Genomic DNA, 19,047 nt, shown 5'->3' on the forward strand with positions numbered 1-19,047 from the left:
CGGTTGTTAAAAGCTATTGATAGCTGTAATACTGATATGAGCCAAACACTGTTACCATAACCAACCAAGGCCAAATAATACGTTCTTTTTACTTAAGTTGATCAATTCAAATATGATCAACAACTTTGCGAGCTAAGCGACTGATATGAATAAAAACAAACATCTATTACTCGAAAATCAGTTCTGTTTTGCTGTTTATTCAACGTCATTGGCGATTACCCAACTGTACAAACCATTACTCGACTCTATCGGGCTAACTTACACCCAGTATTTGGTGATGTTAGTCCTCTGGGAGCAAGATGGGTTAAGTTTAAAAACCTTAGCCAGCAAGCTTGGGCAGCAATCTGGTGCATTAACACCGGTCATAAAACGGCTCGAAACCGATGGCCTGCTAAAGCGCATTCGCGAGCCCTTAGATGAACGGACCTTGTCCATGCAATTAACCGAAAAAGGTCATCAACTTCAGCCCCAGGCAGAAAAAATCCATCTATGTATTCTTGAACAATGCGGTATTGAAATGTCTGAACTCGACGATCTAAAACAACAACTGGATCAATTTAGGCGAAAACTGCCTAACCATATTGAGTTCTAACGCACAAAATGTTGCAAAAATTTAGATTCAATTTGTTTTGCTTAACCACATGATAATCACGATAACTAATTGCGCGCAACTTAAATTAACAATTTTTAAGGTCAATAACCGATTACGTGATGCCGCCGCATTGTTTGAAAAAAATAAAACGCTATTAAATCCCGCTTTGCCAGCTGACTGAAATGGTCATCAAGAACTTGCCATTACGCGACATTGACACTATTGCGACCGACATTTTTTGATGAATACAACGCTTTATCTGCCCGCTTAAATATCTCTAAGAATGCTTTATCCTGAGAACGTAAGGTTGCAACGCCAATACTAATGGTTATCGAAGGAGTTTTTTGTTCTTCGTACTGTTGCTGAGCCTCTCTTAACCGTTCAGCCAGGACATAAGCAGAGTCAATATCAGTATCGGGTAATAAAATAGCAAACTCTTCACCACCAATTCGAGCCAATACATCTGCCTCCCTAACATGTTCATTGCATATATTGGCAACGCGCTTAATCACCTCATCCCCCACTAAATGGCCATAGGTATCATTCACTTTTTTGAATAAATCAATATCAATAATCATTAATGAGAATGGTTGAAAATAGCGAGTAGCACGAAAAAACTCATGTTCGCAAAAAGACGTAAATGAACGACGATTAAACAAACCCGTTAACGGATCGGTATTAGCAAGCCGCTCTAATTTTGAACGTAAATGATAAGCAGCAGTAATATCGGTAGAAATACCAATAAGGCCAATTAATGTGCCTTTGTGGTTATATAAGGGTTGTTTAACTTCGTGATATACAATTAGCGAGGCAGGGGTATCAACAATAATATCGTCAGATAGTTTGCTTTGAGAATTAAGCACTTTAGTGTCATTCACGTGCAATATATCTACAACATTCGCGGGAAAGTAATCGCTATCTGAAGTGCCCTTTAGCTTTTCAAGCGTCACGCCAAAGTAATCTAGCGTCAGTTGATTCGCATAAACATATTTGCATTGAGTGTCTTTTAAATAAATATAAGCATCAACTTGATCAAGGATAAGCTCATAGGTATCTAACATCATCTTTTTAGTTTGCTGCTGACGGTATCGGTTTAAGTTCACAAACAGCAACAAAACGATGGCTAACAATAAAATGAAAATTAATAATCCAACGATTTCAAGCGACATGAGCATTCCTTAGCTACCATCTATATCCATATACGCCATTGATGTTGATGACGCCGACCGAACAATATACTCTTATTACATACAGTTAACCATACCGTATGCGAATATGGGCAAGTATAAAAAGATCTATTGTGACAATCAAATAATGAATGCAAGATTCAATTTTGAAGTACGCTGTATATTATTGAAATATCACAATATAGATTCTAATTATCGGGCTGAAATCGACAATATAGGAGCTCAAGTCCATTTAACCTTAGTTCCGGATAATAAACAGCCATCAAACGGCCATCCATTTTGCTAACTAACCTCAACTCAAAACAAGCGTTAAGGTTAGATATTGTCGATACCACTGACTTAAAGTAATAAATAACATTAACGCTTATAAATAACTCCGTTCTTCATCACAAATGACACATCTAACAGCGCTTTAATTTGCTCAAGAGGACTTTTCTGCATCGCAATAATGTCGGCATATTTTCCAACCTGCAGCGTGCCAATCTTATCTGTCATATCAATCAGTTTTGCCGAATTAATCGTTGCACTGATTAAAATATCCTCATTGCTCATACCGGCTTCGCTCATCAATACTGCTTCTTTAGCATTGTCACCATGATGTGACACTCCACTGTCGGTGCCATAAGCAATGTTAACCCCAGCTTTATAAGCCGCACTGAAGTTGTTCATCATGTCACCACCAACACGTATTGCTTTAGCTTTAATGGCTGGAGACATAAAGTCAGCCCCTGCGGTATTAGCCATTTTCACTACCGTGTCGCCCGCCAACAATGTTGGCACTAAAAACGCGCCACTTTTCTTCATTAATTTAATACTTTCTTTATCGGCGTAACTGCCATGTTCAATACTGTCGACGCCGGCGCGCAACGCTGCATTAATGCCTTGGGCAGCATGGGCATGGCTGGCCACTTTACGGCCTAAAGCATGCGCAGTATCAATAACTTCCTTAAGTTCGTCATCGTCCATTTGCTGACCAGTACCCGTATTGGTGTCAGATAACACTCCTCCGGTAGAGGTGATTTTAATCACATCAGCGCCAAACTTAATCGCCCGACGAGTCGCGCGGCGGCAATCATAAGGTCCGTCACAAATAGTCTTAGAGGTAAATTTATCAAGTAAATCAGGGCTCATGCCATCCACATCACCATGACCTCCCGTTACCGACACGCCACCAGATGCAATAATTCTCGGGCCATCAACCCAGCCTTTATTAATGCCGTCGCGTAATGCATAAATCTGTTCCGGTTTCGCGCCTAAGTCTCGTACCGTTGTGAAACCTGCTAACAAGGTTTTCTTGGCAAAATAAGCACTGTGCATCGCCACGTCAGCATCCGACATTCGCAAAACCTCGCTATCATTATTTGGCCCTAACTCACCCTGTAAATGAACATGCATATCCATCAGCCCTGGCATAACAAAGCTGTTTTTTAAATCAATAATCTCAATATTGTCATTCTCGTCCACCACCGGTGCAGACTGATAGCCTGAAGTGATAGAAGTGATAACCCCATCTTTTATCACTACAGTTTGCTGAGTTAAAGGAGACTCACCTGGCGTAGTTAATAATGTACCAGCATAAATAACGTTAATATCGGCAGCCTCTACCGCCGTAGATGCCATCGTTAATCCGAATACCGCTAAGGCGATAGTGGTAATAGTATTATTATTCATGGAAACTCTTTTTTTAATTTTAATTGGTTAAGTTTTCTACACTGCCAAAAATGCTGTTATGTTACAAGAGAGTAAAATATCGTGTTACATAACGATTAAAAAATCGTTTCGTCATTAACAAACAGTGAATGAATATAGAATGAATATTGCAATTTTTGGCGCGGGTTCAACAGGCTGTTATTTAGCGGGTCAGTTATGTATATCAGAGTTACAAGTCAGCTTAATTTGTCGCCAAGCAATTAAGCAAAAAATCATCGCCAATAACGGCATTACCTTGACCGATTATAACGGCTTTAAACAAACTATTATGCCGCAAGCGTTGATCACCGATATCAACCAAGAATCGTCAATCAATGGCAAATTTGATGTAGTATTCGTCACCTTAAAATGTCATCAAGTTAGCAGTATTGCCAATCAATTAATGGCGATTACTCACGACAACAGCAGCATTATATTTATGCAAAATGGCTTAGGCAGTTTTGACAGCATTAAAGACTCGCTCGATCATTACAGCTTACTCCAAGGGATCACGCCATTTAATGTGCTGCAACTGCCCAATGCTGTGTTTCACAAAGGCACAGAGGGTGTGTTTACCTTGCAAGCAAACCCTCATACCATAGCAATTCAATCCGCACTGGTTAACCACGAATTTGGTTGCGACATTGAAGCAGACTTTACCCCGATGATTTACGGAAAATTACTGTTAAATCTCAATAATGCGTTAAATGCGGTCACCGACTTGCCAATTAAACAGCAATTAAGTCATTACAAAAATCGCCGAATATTGGCTAAAGCAATGAAAGAGTGGTTAGCGGTGTGCGAGGCGGCAGATATCCAATTACATCAATACACCAAGGTTAAACCCTCCTGGTTACCCACCATTTTATCGTTGCCAAATGTACTCTTTACTGTTTTAGCTAAACAGATGCTCGACATCGATCCCAAAGCACGCTCATCAATGTGGGAAGACATTCAAGCAAAACGAAAAACGGAAGTTGATTACATCAATGGCGCGGTGGTCAGTATGGGCAAAAAATACGGTATAAAAACACCAGTCAATCAAGCGATAGTAGAACAAATAAAACTGCTAGAACAACGACATTAACCAAATGCCGTACGCGATATCGTTGTCGAGAAAAATGTAAATTTATTGTAAGATTTTACAACAACAATATAATTGACGTAATCGCACGATACAATAAAACATGCAGAAGTAGTACGCCCAAAGATGGCTCTCAATAAAAGTCATCGTGACGTAATCTTTATTGCTTATAACTTAACGCGATTAACCAATCGGAAATTAATTACAGATGAATGACAGCACTTTCTTTTTTGGCGATTGGCAAATTAATCCACAAAGTAATAGCGTTCAGTCTGGCGATGTTATTCGCAGTCTTGAACCCAAAGCCATGGATGTGTTGCGTTTACTGTGCCAACACCAAGGGGAAGTGCTAGCAGCAGACGATATTATTAACCACTGCTGGAACAGCATCGCCATTGGTGATAATCCGCTGCATAAAGTCATTACCCAGCTGCGTAAAGCATTAGGCGATCAAGCATCTAATCCGCAGTACATAGAAACCATTCGCAAACGCGGTTATCGCACCATTGCCAGTATTGAATTCCCTGTAGGTCACCATGCCAAAGCCGTAACCCAGCAGTGGCAAGGCGCCTCGCCTTTTCCGGGTTTACGCGCATTTGACACCAACGACTCCAACGTATTTTTTGGCCGAAGCGAGCAAGTTGACACCTTATTAAATCGTATCACTAAACAAGTTGAATTTGGCCGAGCCTTCTGTTTAATCCTCGGCCCCAGCGGTACAGGTAAATCATCGCTCATTAACGCCGGCATCATGCCTAATTTGATGTCCAAAAATGGCTTTAACGGTGTTGGCGTAATTGATAATGCCAACCTAGATTTAGCCGATGTCACTAAAGGCAGGTTAATTATCGATATCGCCAGTGCGATGCTCGACTGGGAAATCAATGACCAAGCGGTGTTTACCGACTGTAGTGCCGATATGCTGGCAAACAAACTGCAAAACGACATCAACGCCGTTATTGAATATTGTCAGCTAGCTTTAGCCAAATACTCATCAATCAATGATGACCATGCCCCCAAATACAGTCGCCCCCATTTTTCATTGTTTATCGACCGTTTAGAAATCTTATTAGCGTCGCCATTATTTACCGAATCCGAACGTAACAATGTATTAGATATCCTCGAAACGCTTGCGGTTTCAGGGGTAGTATTAATGATTAGTGCTTGCCGCAATGACTTTTACCCCCAAGTCGTTAGCCACCCAAGCCTAATGGCAGGCAAAGCTAATGGCTCACATTTCGATTTATCGGCCCCAACCCGATCAGAGCTGATGCAAATGATCCGCTTGCCGGCCAATGCAGCTAACCTCACATGGACACTCGATCCCGATACGGCAATGCCGTTGGACGAAATACTTTGCAGTGAAGCCGCCTCAAACCCCGATGCTCTGCCCATGTTGCAATACACCTTGCAATCACTGTATTTAAACAAAGATGACAACAATCAATTATTGGTGTCGGTATACCATTCGCTTGGGGGGATTGAAGGCGCCATCGGTAAAAATGCCGAAGAAGTGCTCAACCAATTAAACAACAGCGAACGCGCCGCACTGCCTAAAATACTGTCGATGTTAGTCACCCTAACCGAAGATGAAAAATCAATCACCAGCAGCACCGCCCGCTGGAGCGATCTCAGTAGTGATGCCGAAATAAACCTCGTCAAAGCTATGGTTGATAACCGTTTATTTGTTTCCCATCTGCAACAAGATCAACCCTGCTTTAGTATTGCCCACGAAGCACTATTAAGGCGCTGGCCCCGCGCTACCCAATGGATAACCGAGCACAAGGACAGTTTAGCGATTAAAAGCCGTTTACAGCATCAATCCAACCGCTGGCTGGCGGAGTCAAAAAGTAATGCTTATTTACTGGCAGAAGGTAAACCATTGGCAGAAGCAAGCACATTGCTCAATAACCAATTGTTTAACCTGGAGCCTCAAGAACTCGCCCTCATCCAAGCGTCTAGCAAACAAGCCAACATCGGACGCTGGCGCCGCCGTGCAGTCATGCTAGCCCTTGTGGCACTGACATTGATTTCTGTCGCCATGAGTGTTCGCAGCATTGAGGCCGAAACCCAGGCACAACAAAAACGCCTAGCGGCAGAAAACTTACTCGGTTTTATGGTGGGTGAATTCGCCGACAAAATGCGCGGTATTGGCCGCATGGACTTGCTCGATGGTATCAGCAATAAAGCATTGGAATATTTCAGCGATTTTTCTGCCGACGATGCCAGCTATTTAAGCTTTGAAGCCCAGTTTCAACACAGCCAAACCTTAGAGGCCATGGGCGAAGTGGCCTATTCTCGCGGCAATACCGACGAAGCCCGCAGCGCCTTAATCGCCGCCCGTGAGCGCATGCAGCCGTTACTCGAAATACAACCTCAAAACCTTAGTTTACTTAAAACCTTAGGCGCTAATGCCTATTGGATCGGTCTGCTTGAGTACGATAAAAGTGATTGGCTTGCCACTCAACCTTGGTTTGAACAATATTTAACATACAGCCAAGCCATGTATCAATACGCGCCAGACGATGACGATGCGTTAATGGAGTTGTCGTACGCGCAAAACTCTCTTGGCTCGATACATATGAAGCAGCAAAACTTTGCTGCTGCACGAGAGGCATTTGAGCAATCATTACAGTTAAAACAAAAAGCACTAGTTCAAGACCCAAGTAATAGCAAAATGATTGCTGATGTGGCCAATGCACAATCATGGATTGCCAGTGCAGCCACCGCCCAAGGCGACATTACCGCGGCGATACAAATACACCAACAAATTCAACAGCAGCTGTCCAATCAAGCATTAGAAAAACAACCTTATTTACTTGACAGGTTATCGAGCAGCTATCAAATACTGGCTAATTTATTAAATTACCAAGGCCACCAACAACAGGCTTTTGAAAAAGCACAGCTTAGTTTAGTCGCAATTACCGATGCCCTAAAACAAGATCCTGATAATGATATTTGGAAGATCCAACAATATTACGCCTACTTGAATATGCTGGCATTCAGTACTAAACCCATTGAACACACCATGGGTCACAGTATTGACTCATTAGCTACCATGCTTGATGAAGACATCACCTTAAAAACATCTGCTAAAAAAATGGATGTGTGGGCAACCTATCAACTGGCTACAGCAAATTATTTAGCATCACAAGGATTATTGTCAGATAGCCTAAACTATGCCCAACAGGCAACAACCTCTTTTAATCAATTAATCAATGAGTTTAAACAAAATTCTTATTACTTGGCTCGTTTAGCCCAAAGCAATATGTTAACAGCAACATTGCTGACTCAATTAGGCCAGCCACAACAAGCCAACTCTCTGTGTCTGCAAACTAAAAAACAATTGGCACTGATTGCCGACAAAAATAATGAGCCCAAATTTACCGTGCCCTTCGCTAAGGCCCTCGATTGCCTCGGTGAGCTAACACAACACCCCAATTTAGTTCAACTGCTAGAAAGCTCAGCCATAACCGATTTTAGGTTTAATCCTAAAACTAAAAAACCTAACCTCTAACCCAACAAAATGGAAAATATAATGTCAAATACCCAAAACACAACAACATTTTTTAACCTCACCGTTACCTTAGAAAACGGCGAGCCGTTTTTCAGTTATACCAATCACGATGGCACCCCTAAAAGCGGTGATGTTATCATTACCAAAAACTGTACTATCACGTACCAACTTATTGATCAAACGGGCAAAGGCCTTAAATTTGTCGGCGCGGCGTTTATGACCCCATTTGACGGCATTATTGATGCAGTCAGTACTGATGGCAGCTTAATACACTTAACCGACTTAGATGAAGTATCGGGCAACACCCAATTTCAATTTGTGTTGTCGAACACCAGCAATACCTTATTGGTACTCAGCCCAGACCCTGAAGTGATCAACCGCGAACATAATTAAATAAGTAGAAAAATGATAAAAGCTCAGACTTGCCCTGAGCTTTTATCTTGTTCAGCATAATTAAAACAACCAATAATTAAACCTTGATAAAACTGCTGGTGTTATCTATTAACATAACCCGAGGTTGGACTTACCTTTTACCCGTTAACCGAACTCAAAAACCAATCATTTCTCAACAGACCGATGAGCAAACGCCTGTAAAATAACGGTCTCGCTACCTCCTAATAACGGCTCAACATCTGTCAACGATGCAACCAAATACAGCTGCACAAAAAGCTATTTAAGCTAAGAACACTATCGATTTTAGTGAGACAAATCCTAAAAACCAGCAACAAAATCAGCTTGTATCCAAGGTACATGCAATAGAGTCAACTCAATCACAACAAATTCACACAATAAATAGCAACTTTAAACAGTTTAAAATCAACAATTTAAAAGCAGAAGGTTACCGAAAGGTAAATAAGCCTTATTCCTAATAAAGTGTTTGACATCAACAAGGGGTTACCAATACCAAACGCTTAAGGGAATGCACCATGTTTACCAATGATAAATTAACAGAACTCAATGCCACGATTTCTCGTGTGACTAAATTAACAGACTCATTTGCTAAATTTCCCCGTTCAATAAAAATACCATTGCGTCTTGATGATGAAATCCTATCCGACTCATCATTTACGGATGTCGCTTTTGATGCCACTTCAGCAAGTCATAATGGCAAAATGGCAGTAGCAGATAACCTACAAATTAGCACCTTGCTCAATGTGATCACGGCGATTTCAGAAGCGATTTTTGTGATTAACTCTGCCGGTGTGATTGAGATGATCAATCCGTTAGGCGCTAAATTATTCGGTGCCCCAGCCGAAATGTTAATAGGTCAAACTTGGACCGATTATCTACAAAGCCCTTTTAAAGATGAGTATCAATCTTTATTTTCCTTGTGGAATAGCGCCAGCGATGAAGCCAATAAAGTGACTCAGTTTAATCATGGTCCTAAAGAAATTATTATTAATCGCGCCGACAGCACGTTACTCGAAGCAGACTTATCATTGTCATGTTTACCGTCGATGCAGATAGGATCTGAGCCGTTATTTATAGGCATCATGCATAATCTCACTACGCATAAAGCCGAGTACAACAAACTGCGCCACTTAGCCCATACAGACAAATTAACCGGCCTTGCCAACCGTCACGCTTTTGATGATGCCCTGCAAACCAACTGGAACGACAGTATTAACCACGACCAACCGCTGTGTTTAATCATTATCGATGTCGATTATTTTAAAATGTTTAATGACCAGTATGGTCATGTTAACGGTGATAAATGTTTGCAAAAAATTGCTCAAGTACTGGCAGAGGTGCTCCCGTCTAACAATGCGATGGCTGCCCGTTATGGTGGTGAAGAGTTTGTGGTCATTTTGCCCAACAGTAATCCGTTAACAGCAGAATACATTGCTAAAAATATTCAACGTCGTATTAACCAGTTAAGCTTTACCGATATAGGGTTACCTGCACAAACCAAAATCAGTGTCAGCCAGGGCATTGCCTGTGAACGCAGTGGCCAATACCGCACGCCAACCGCACTGGTTTGCGCAGCAGACACAGCACTTTACCGTGCCAAATCAACTGGCCGTAACCGCATCAATATGAGTAGCTAATAACGAATGTGAGAAAACCGCTTAATAACAGGTTTAATGAGTGGCTATAACGCGGTTTAGATTGGTAAGTTAAATAAAGTGATACTCGGTTACAGTGTTAAAGTTCACTGAGTATTTAGGTACTGGCAAGGCCAACACCGAAGTGAAGACCAGCAGCAATAATCGTTAATGTAGATGTTAGTGTTAAGTTAGTACTAGCACGAGGCTAATGTGAGTCAGTAGGTTGAATGACAGGATTACGATTGGAATTGCTGTAACTGGCATAAAGGACCAATAACCCAGCCCCTAAATACATCGTTAAACTATACACTCCAGCTACCACAGCATAACTGGGCATATGCAGTAAACTGATGCAAATAAGCATTGCCATAGTGGAGTTTTGTAAACCTATTTCAATGGCCAACGTTAGACTATCTTTATGGCTTAATTTGAATAGTTTGGCAGTAATTACGCCCACCATCATGGCAAGCAAATTTAACAACATGCACGCAATAAACACCTCGTTAAAAGCGTCGCTGATAATGTCACGTTCTTGAATCACCCCCCCTGTAATCATCAACAATAAAAACACTAATGCAAAGCGCCTAAAATACACCTCCACCTTAACAGCCCAATCGCGATAATAACGCCGCACAATCATGCCAAACATAATCGGTAGCAAGGTAATCACCAATAAACCTAATGAAATACTGCTTAATGACACTTCAATATCATGGCTATCACTAAAATAGCTAACCGCAAATTGGATGATAAACGGTGCGGTAAAAACACATACAATACTACTCAGTGCAGTCAAACTCACCGACAAAGCCAAATTAGCCTTAGCAAGATGACTTACAACATTTGAGGTTGTGCCACCGGGGCAGGCAGCCAAAATCATTAACCCTATCGACATCGCTGGCGATAAGTCCATCAACAAACAAAGCGTAAAAGCCAACAAGGGCAACACGATAATTTGGCCAATAAAGCCGCCAATAATCGGCATTGGAGTTTGCCATAAACGTAAAAATTCAAATTGAGTTAAACTTAAGCCCATGCCAAACATAATGAAGGCGAGCGACAATGGCAGCAGTATTTCGGTAATAATCGAACCTGTCATAGGGAATTGCATCCTTGCTCGCTAAGCAGACTTAGCGAGTATCATAAGCATCAGTACAGAATACGTTCTTGCGAAATATAGCTGCATGAATACGGTTTTATCAAAATCAAACCGCCCTTTGGCGTCGTTAACAGGCTTAATCTAAAAAGCTGTTATCTTGCGCCAACATGACCTGATACAAAGGTTGAAAATTACCCCATGTCACTAAATCTGAGCCATTAATTTGGCGAGTTTTAGTCGCAATTTCATGGCCAATCAATTTAAGTTCACCCGCCGCCTGTGCCAATAACTGGCTATGGCAGCAACTGTCTAACATGACAAAATTAGCCGTTGCCGCATCAACAGACTTGCCTACGGTAAGCAAACCATGATTTTGCAATATCACCGCAGCATGACCTTGTAGCGCCACTGCGATCATGTCGCCTTCAGATAAATCGGCGACCACGCCGGTAAAAGTGTCAAACACACTGTGGTTTTCATAAAACATGCATGCGTCTTGAGAAATAGGTTTAAGTAACTCACCTAGTGATGAAAATGCACGCCCATAAGTAGTATGGGCGTGAGCCACTGCGTTGACATCGGGGCGCGCATGGTGAATACGCGAATGAATCGCAAATGCGGCATTATTGATTGGGTGCTTACCCTCCAAAATATTGCCTTTATGGTCAACTCGCACTAAATCAGAAGCCCTAATTTTAGAAAAATGCACCGCTAATGGATTAACCCAAAACGACTCAGGATCAATACAATCACGCAAGGTGATATGCCCTGCTAATCCTTCGTCGAATCGGTAATGGGCAAATACTCTAAATGCCGCCGCTAGACGCTGTTTTTCATATTGTTGTTGCTGCTGTTTATTATCAAATTTTGGCGGTAACGGCATTGGATATTTATCTGTGCCAATGGTCATCTTTTGAATTTGCTGTGCTTGAGTGTCATTTATAGCGGTCATGTTGAGTCTGCTTTTATTGGTTTAGTTTGACTTTAATTTAACCAAGCCTAAAATAAATTCAAATGATACTAAATCATAGATAACTATTAATATGCTGCATAGTAAGATTGATTTAAACTTATTCCTCATTATGAGCACGGTATATCAGCACGGCAGCATTACTGCTGCGGCCAGTAAGCTACACCTTACACAACCGGCTGTGAGCCATGCTATTGCTCGGTTGCGCGACAAATTTAACGATCCGTTATTTGTCCGTCATGGTCGTAAAATGGTACCGACAGCACTGTGCCAAAAAATGATTCCCGACGTGCAACAAGCGCTGCTGTTACTCAATAATACTGTAAGCCAGCCCGCTACATTTGACATACAACAGCACAAACGCGAGATAAAACTGGGCTTAAGAGACATATTAGAGTCAATGTTCTTTCCTATTCTTATGCCTGATTTACTCAATAACACTCCCAACATCACCTTAAACAGTCGTCAAATTAAACGCACTGAACTTGAGCCGTCACTGGCGCAGCAAAGTTTAGATATTGTTATCGATGTACTGATGCCAACCCATAAAGATATTTGCAATACTCTAATATGCAGCGAACGATTTTCATTAGTGTGTCGCCAAAACCATCCGATTTTACAGCAGCTCACCCTCGCTAATTATGCCGCCGCATCTCATGCATTAGTGAGCTTAAAAGACTTCAGCATCGACACCGTCGACATGGCGCTTGCCCATCAAGGCGTTAGCCGCAATATTGCATTACGTTGCGAGCATTACTTTGCCGCCATCAGCGTGATCTGCAAATCAGATTTGATCATGACCATGCCAAACACCTACGCCATGTTGTTACAACAAACCATGCCAATTGTAGTATCACCATTACCCTTTGATGTGCCAGAACTGGCGGTACACATGTATTGGCATCAACAAGCCCAAGACGATCCGGTAAATCAATGGTTCAGAAACAAACTGCTTAATATCTCAGCACAGTTGTTTTAGCACTATTGAAAATAGGTAATAAACAACGAGAAATAAATAAACCGTAAACATAAGCAAAAATAAAAACCCTTTTTTATATTTGCACCGTTTACACTCATAACAGACCCACTTTACCTGTGTGAAAACAGTATTTAGCTAACCATTAGCGGAGTTATCAATGAACAAAATATTACTCACAAGCATCATTTCTGCTTCATTATTTACCTTAACCGCCACCAGCAGTTTATCGACAGTGCAAGCGGCCGAGCTCAGTTTTGCTCATATTGAAACAGTGGGAACAAGCACCATTGAAGCTGCAGCAGACATGGCTATTATCAATGTTCAAGTATCTATAGAAGCCGATAGCGCTAAAGCAGCTAAAGACAAAGCCGACGAAGCCATCAGCCAATTTATGCAACGATTACTCAAGGCTGGAGTCGACAAAAAACACATTCAAAGTGCTAACTTACAACTTAATCCGCAATATATGTATGTGCAAAATGAACCGCGTAAACTCACGGGTTATAACGCTAGTCGTCAAATGACCATTACCGTAATTGACCTTAACAGCTTAAATGAATTACTCGACAGCGCTTTGGTTGAAGGGATTAATAACGTTAATAATATCGAACTAAAGTCGAGCCAAGAAACCAAAATCATTGCTCAAGCTCGCCAAGCCGCGATTGATGATGCCAAGCAAAAAGCTCAATCTTTAGCAAAAGGCTTTGGTGAACAAATTGCAGGGGTTTGGCAAGTAAGATACTTTCCGCAACAAGCCAATCAGCCAGAAATGTACCGCGCCAGCATGAAAATGAATGCCGATGTAGCGCAAACCTATCAACAAGGCCAAGTCGCGATTAGCGACAGAGTTGAAGTGGTTTTTAGATTGAAGTAACAATAAACAAGCGGGTTGAATATCATTTATTCAGCCTGCTTTTTTGTAACAGCAATGGTTGTAACAGCAATGGTTGTAACAGCAATGGTTGCAACAGTAATGAATCCTCTCACCACAACCAACTGTCCGCAATCGTGAACAATGACAACAAATCATCACTCTCCTAGCAATAATTACGAGATAAAACCACAAGTAGTTAATTGTTTATTATAACATTAATATAAAATACACATTTAATCGCAATAAAAATGATCTAAGTCACATCTGAAAATCACTCCTCAAATTAAACTTGATACATAGACTGTGGATGCCAGAGCAAGGTTATCAGCTTAATCTGCCATTGCTTACATTAACCCCATTTTAGGTTTAGTTGTTTATCCCTATTGACGCCCTACTCGTCCCATCCTCAAAGGCATTAGACTTTGCCCGTAACTCAAAAAATGAAAAGGCTTTGCAATGATTGATATCACTATCGACGGAACAACACTTTCGCTTCCTAAAGCTGACAGCTTGTTACAGGCAGCAAAAAACGCCGGTATTAACATCCCTAGCTTATGTGATTATTCTCATCGCCAAGAGAGACAACACTGCAATTTGTGCCAAGTACAAATCAAAAACCATGATGGTAGTTTACGATGTGTTCGCGCCTGTGAAACACCGCTAGAAACTGGTTTAGAGGTCATTACTCAGTCGAGCCACTTAAGCCATCTTCGTCAACAAGCACTCAAAGATATTCTGAGTGATCACTTTGCGGATTGTGAAGCACCTTGCCAAACTGCCTGTCCTGCCGGCGTTGACGTGCAATCGTATCTGTATCATATCGGCAGAGGCGATCATAAAGAAGCCGTCAAAGTCATCAAGCAAACCTTACCTTTACCCTTGTCTATTGGCCGTGTTTGCCCCGCTTTTTGTGAAGCCCAGTGTCGCCGCGGGCTCGTTGATGAACCTGTGGCGATTCGTCAATTAAAACGTCATGCAGCAGACTTAGATTTACAAGATGCAGAGTCTTATGTTCCTCCAAAAGCACCCGCTACCAACAAGCGCATTGCCATTATCGGCAGTGGCCCTGCAGGACTCACCGCGGGCTATTATTTGTCTAATAATGGCCACGATGTGACGATTATGGAGTCGGCTCCTAAAGCAGGAGGCTGGTTACGTTACGGCATCCCAGAGTACCGCTTACCTAAAGATATACTGGATAAAGAGATTGAACTGCTCACCCGTAATGGACTTAAGATTGAAACGGGAGTTGAACTGGGTCGTGATACCAACTTAACCGAATTAGTGGCCAATTATGATGCGGTTTGCCTCGCGATTGGGGCGCAAAAAGCCGTGCCAATGAATTACCCTGGCAGTGATTTAATCGGCTGTTATTTAGGTGTGGACTATTTACGCGATTATTGCACGGAAAAAAAATTCATTACAGGCAAAAAAGTGGCCGTCATTGGTGGCGGTAACACTGCGATTGATTGCGCCCGTACCGCTGTGCGCGATGGCGCTGATGTGACCTTAATCTATCGCCGTAGCCGTGATGAAATGCCAGCTGAACCCTATGAAATACATGAAGCAGAAGTCGAAGGGGTTAAGTTTCATTTTCTCACTAATCCTCTGGAAAACCACAGTGATGACCAAGGCCGGGTTAAATCCGTCACCTTTGCTAAAATGGCGCTCGGCGAACCCGATGAATCTGGTCGCCGCTCTCCCAAAGCGACTGGAGAAACCTTTGAAGAAGCATTCGACACCGTAATACCTGCGGTATCTCAACAAGTGGATTTAGCCTTTTTAGACCAGCCAGAAAATCAAATAGACACTGGTCATATTGCCCTCACCCGCTGGCATACCTTCCTTGGCTGCGAGCAAACCATGTCTGCAGGGGTAGAAAAACTATTTGTTATCGGTGATTCCCGCACTGGCCCTGGTACTGCTGTTGGTGCGGTGGCAGATGGCCGCAAAGCCGCTGAAGCCATTGAAGGATTGTTAACTGAAGGCTTAACTTGTCATTTAGAACCTGGACTATTTAACTCACGAAAGGCCAACAAAACAGCCTCGTTATCTGCTGAGATATACCCAGAGACAGCCAAGCGTCGCCGCTTAAAAATGCCAGAGCTAAACCAGCTCAATCGAGCGCTTAACTTTGCCGAGGTAGAACTAGGATTCATTCCCGATGAGGCAATGAAAGAAGCGATGCGCTGTTTGGAGTGCGCTTGCCAAGCCAATACCGATTGTAAATTACGCGATTATGCCACCGAATATAAAGTCGACGGCAAAACACTGGATCAAACTCAGGCGCGTAAATTTAAAGTCGATAACAGTGCGCCTTTTATTACTTTCGATGCTAATCGCTGTATCAGTTGCGCCGCTTGTATTGATGCTTGCCATCAACAAAGTGGTCATAACGTTATCAGCTTTGAAGCCAATAGTTATCAAGCACTACCCGATGCTGCAACAACAGGCATTAGCCGCAACGCCCCTCGTGTTGGCTTTACTGCGTCGATGAATGACAGCGATTGTGTGCAATGCGGTAACTGTGTTCAAGTTTGCCCTACTGGCGCTTTGGTTGATGCCCGCGATAAAACCCAAGGTAGCGACAGAGCGTTAACCAAAACCTCAACCGTGTGCACATATTGTGGCGTTGGTTGCCGGGTTGAACTGCATGTCGACCAGGACAAAAATCATGTAATGCGAGTATCTGGCGATACTCAATCAGTGGTCAATGAAGGCATGTTATGTGTTAAAGGGCGCTCTGGTTTTGATTTTTTAAACAGTCCTAAACGCCTTACAACGCCATTAATTCGCAAAAATGGTCAGCTGCAACCCGCCACTTGGTCTGAAGCCATTAGTTATATAGCACAGCAACTTCAACCGATTAAATATGCCGCTGGGCCAAGCAAGTTTGCTGCATTGTCTTCAGCTAAATGCACCAATGAAGAAAACTATTTAATGCAAAAGTTCACCCGTAGCATTATGGGCACCAACAGCATTGATCACTGCGCACGATTATGTCATTCATCGTCTGTCGCAGGGCTATCCGATACCATTGGCGGCGGGGCCATGACCAATGATATTCCCAGCATTAAAGACTCAGATGTGATTTTTATCATCGGCTCCGATACCACCAGCGCCCATCCTATTATTGCCTCGCATATTAAACGAGCCGTTAGCCAACACGGCGCGCGCTTAATTGTCGCGGACCCAAAGAGAACGGCTATTGCAGACAGTGCCCATTTATATGTATCACATAAGCCGGGCACAGATGTGATGCTACTGAATGCCATCATGCAGCAAATTATCATCAATAACTGGCAAGACATGCACTACATCAATAGCCGTATTGAAGACTATGAATTGCTCAAGCAAGAAGTGATGAAACCCGATTACAGCTTAGCCAATGCAGCCCTAATAACTGGCGTGAGTGCCGAAGATATTGCCACTATGGCAAAAATGATTGGTACGGCGAATAAAACCGCATTGTATTACGCCATGGGGATTACTCAACATACTTCGGGTTATGACAATGTGGTGTCCACCTCCAACTTACAGTTACTGTGTGGCAACATTGGCGTAACGGGCGCCGGACTAAACCCACTGCGCGGCCAAAGTAATGTTCAAGGCGCTTGTGATATGGGCGCGTTACCCAATTATTATCCCGGTTACCAAAAAATCAATCCGACTAATAACGCTAAATTTGCCAAAGCTTGGGGCAACACATCGCTAAATTCAGAGATAGGATTAGCAGCAACTGAAATCATGCAGGCGATTGTGAAAGGTAAACTCGATGCTCTGTATGTTTTGGGAGAAAACCCAGTGCTAAGCGATCCGGACCAAGCTCACGTAATCGCTGCACTATCCAAAATTAAATTTATGCTGGTGCAAGATATCTTTTTAACCGAAACCGCGCAGATGGCTCATGTGGTATTACCCGCAACCGCCTTTGCCGAAAAAGATGGCCATTTCACCAATACAGAACGTCGGGTACAACAATTACGTGTCGCGTTAACCCCTCCGGGGGATGCGATTGTAGACTGGAAAATTATCCAAATGATTGCCAACAGCCTTGATGCTAATTGGCATTACCACAGCACCAAAGATATTTGGCAAGAAATTAACCACGTCACCCCGCAATATCAAGGCCTTACCTGGCAACGACTTGAACACAAGGTAGATGGTATACAGTGGCCATGCTTTGATGAAAACCATCCTGGCACACCGATTTTGCATACCGAAACATTTTTACGCGGTAAAGGCAGAATGATGCCAGTGAGTTATCGACTACCTGCCGAAATGCCCGATAGCGAATATCCATTAACCCTTTCAACAGGCCGTTTACTGGAACAATTCCATACTGGCACTATGACGCGCAAAACCCCGGAACTGGATATTAAAGGCTCGCCCAGAGTAATGATTTCGATTTTTGATGCCGAGCAATTGGGAGTCAATAACGGTGATATGTTGAAACTGAGTACTCGCCGCGGAGAAATAGATATAGCCGCCTTTGTGACTAAGCGGGCTCAGGTAGGAGTATTATTTTTACCATTCCACTTTGCCGAAGCCGCAGCCAATAAGCTGACCATTAATGCATTGGATCCCATTGCAAAAATTCCAGAATATAAGGTGTGTGCTGTTAAAGCAGAAAAGTCACTGCTGCCAAGTGTTGGATGACAAGCGGTAACGAGCGATATCAAGCGATGACAAACGTCTAGGTGCTAGATCCTTCTATCCGTGAGCGCAGCGTTCGCGTGTTATCGCTTGTTATCATTTCTTAAACTATCCCTGTCCCAGAGATAATGAGCGGTATCAAGCCAAGCGCCTAGGTGCTAGATCCTTCTATCCGTAAGCGCAGCGTTCGCTTGTTATCGCTTGTTATCATTTCTTAAACTATCCCTATCCCAGAGATAATGAGCGGTATCAAGCGATAACAAGCCAATCGCCTAGGTGCTAGATCCTTCTATCCGTAAGCGCAGCGTTCGCTTGTCACCGCTTGTTATCATTTTTTAAGCTATCCCTATCC

12 protein-coding genes are annotated in these 19,047 nt (G+C 42.6%); 8 read left to right on the forward strand and 4 right to left on the reverse strand.

Annotation, left to right across the window (positions count from 1 at the left end):
- The first annotated feature begins 145 nt into the window (after positions 1-145).
- Positions 146-592 carry a MarR family winged helix-turn-helix transcriptional regulator gene (locus EGC86_RS08905; RefSeq protein ID WP_011636281.1) on the forward strand — a complete coding sequence of 149 codons (447 nt, stop codon included), beginning with the start codon at positions 146-148 and terminating at the stop codon, positions 590-592.
- A gap of 203 nt (positions 593-795) precedes the next feature.
- On the opposite strand, the gene EGC86_RS08910 is transcribed toward EGC86_RS08905, so the two are convergent.
- Positions 796-1,761: a sensor domain-containing diguanylate cyclase gene (locus EGC86_RS08910; protein ID WP_165872367.1), complete on the reverse strand. Its 966-nt coding sequence runs from the start codon at positions 1,759-1,761 to the stop codon at positions 796-798.
- Positions 1,762-2,136: 375 nt separating this feature from the next.
- Entirely contained in the window at positions 2,137-3,450 is a 1,314-nt protein-coding gene (locus tag EGC86_RS08915; protein ID WP_123777281.1) for a metal-dependent hydrolase family protein, read from the reverse strand.
- A gap of 139 nt (positions 3,451-3,589) precedes the next feature.
- Between EGC86_RS08915 and EGC86_RS08920 the strand changes: the two genes are divergently transcribed.
- The 4 genes from EGC86_RS08920 to EGC86_RS08935 all read left to right on the forward strand — a co-directional run bounded on the left by EGC86_RS08920 (position 3,590) and on the right by EGC86_RS08935 (position 10,117).
- On the forward strand, positions 3,590-4,555 hold the full coding sequence (locus tag EGC86_RS08920) for a 2-dehydropantoate 2-reductase (RefSeq protein ID WP_123777282.1): 966 nt from the start codon (positions 3,590-3,592) through the stop codon (positions 4,553-4,555).
- A 205-nt stretch (positions 4,556-4,760) separates the two neighbouring features.
- Positions 4,761-8,069 carry an nSTAND1 domain-containing NTPase gene (locus EGC86_RS08925; protein WP_123777283.1) on the forward strand — a complete coding sequence of 1,103 codons (3,309 nt, stop codon included), beginning with the start codon at positions 4,761-4,763 and terminating at the stop codon, positions 8,067-8,069.
- A gap of 21 nt (positions 8,070-8,090) precedes the next feature.
- The gene (locus tag EGC86_RS08930) at positions 8,091-8,462 is read left to right on the forward strand and encodes a DP-EP family protein (protein ID WP_041412792.1); all 372 of its coding nucleotides are present in this window, start codon (positions 8,091-8,093) and stop codon (positions 8,460-8,462) included.
- Between the two features lie 533 nt (positions 8,463-8,995).
- On the forward strand, positions 8,996-10,117 hold the full coding sequence (locus EGC86_RS08935) for a sensor domain-containing diguanylate cyclase (RefSeq protein ID WP_180957078.1): 1,122 nt from the start codon (positions 8,996-8,998) through the stop codon (positions 10,115-10,117).
- A gap of 205 nt (positions 10,118-10,322) precedes the next feature.
- Here EGC86_RS08935 and EGC86_RS08940 read toward each other — a convergent pair whose 3' ends face one another.
- The gene (locus EGC86_RS08940; RefSeq protein WP_123777284.1) at positions 10,323-11,216 is read right to left on the reverse strand and encodes a bile acid:sodium symporter family protein; all 894 of its coding nucleotides are present in this window, start codon (positions 11,214-11,216) and stop codon (positions 10,323-10,325) included.
- 136 nt (positions 11,217-11,352) lie between these two features.
- Positions 11,353-12,159 carry a class II aldolase/adducin family protein gene (locus EGC86_RS08945; RefSeq protein WP_425376026.1) on the reverse strand — a complete coding sequence of 269 codons (807 nt, stop codon included), beginning with the start codon at positions 12,157-12,159 and terminating at the stop codon, positions 11,353-11,355.
- A gap of 100 nt (positions 12,160-12,259) precedes the next feature.
- Between EGC86_RS08945 and EGC86_RS08950 the strand changes: the two genes are divergently transcribed.
- The 3 genes from EGC86_RS08950 to fdhF all read left to right on the forward strand — a co-directional run bounded on the left by EGC86_RS08950 (position 12,260) and on the right by fdhF (position 18,698).
- Complete coding sequence (locus EGC86_RS08950; RefSeq protein ID WP_123777286.1) at positions 12,260-13,165, forward strand: LysR family transcriptional regulator; 906 nt, start codon at positions 12,260-12,262, stop codon at positions 13,163-13,165.
- Between the two features lie 157 nt (positions 13,166-13,322).
- A complete protein-coding gene (locus EGC86_RS08955; protein ID WP_123777287.1) occupies positions 13,323-14,039 on the forward strand; it encodes an oxidative stress defense protein in 717 nt (238 codons plus the stop codon).
- 456 nt (positions 14,040-14,495) lie between these two features.
- Positions 14,496-18,698, forward strand: a complete 4,203-nt coding sequence (fdhF, locus tag EGC86_RS08960) for a formate dehydrogenase subunit alpha (RefSeq protein WP_123777288.1) — start codon at positions 14,496-14,498, stop codon at positions 18,696-18,698.
- Positions 18,699-19,047: the final 349 nt, after the last annotated feature.

Origin of the sequence: Shewanella frigidimarina, from assembly GCF_003797125.1 — a bacterium.
Taxonomy (GTDB): Bacteria; Pseudomonadota; Gammaproteobacteria; order Enterobacterales; family Shewanellaceae; genus Shewanella; species Shewanella frigidimarina.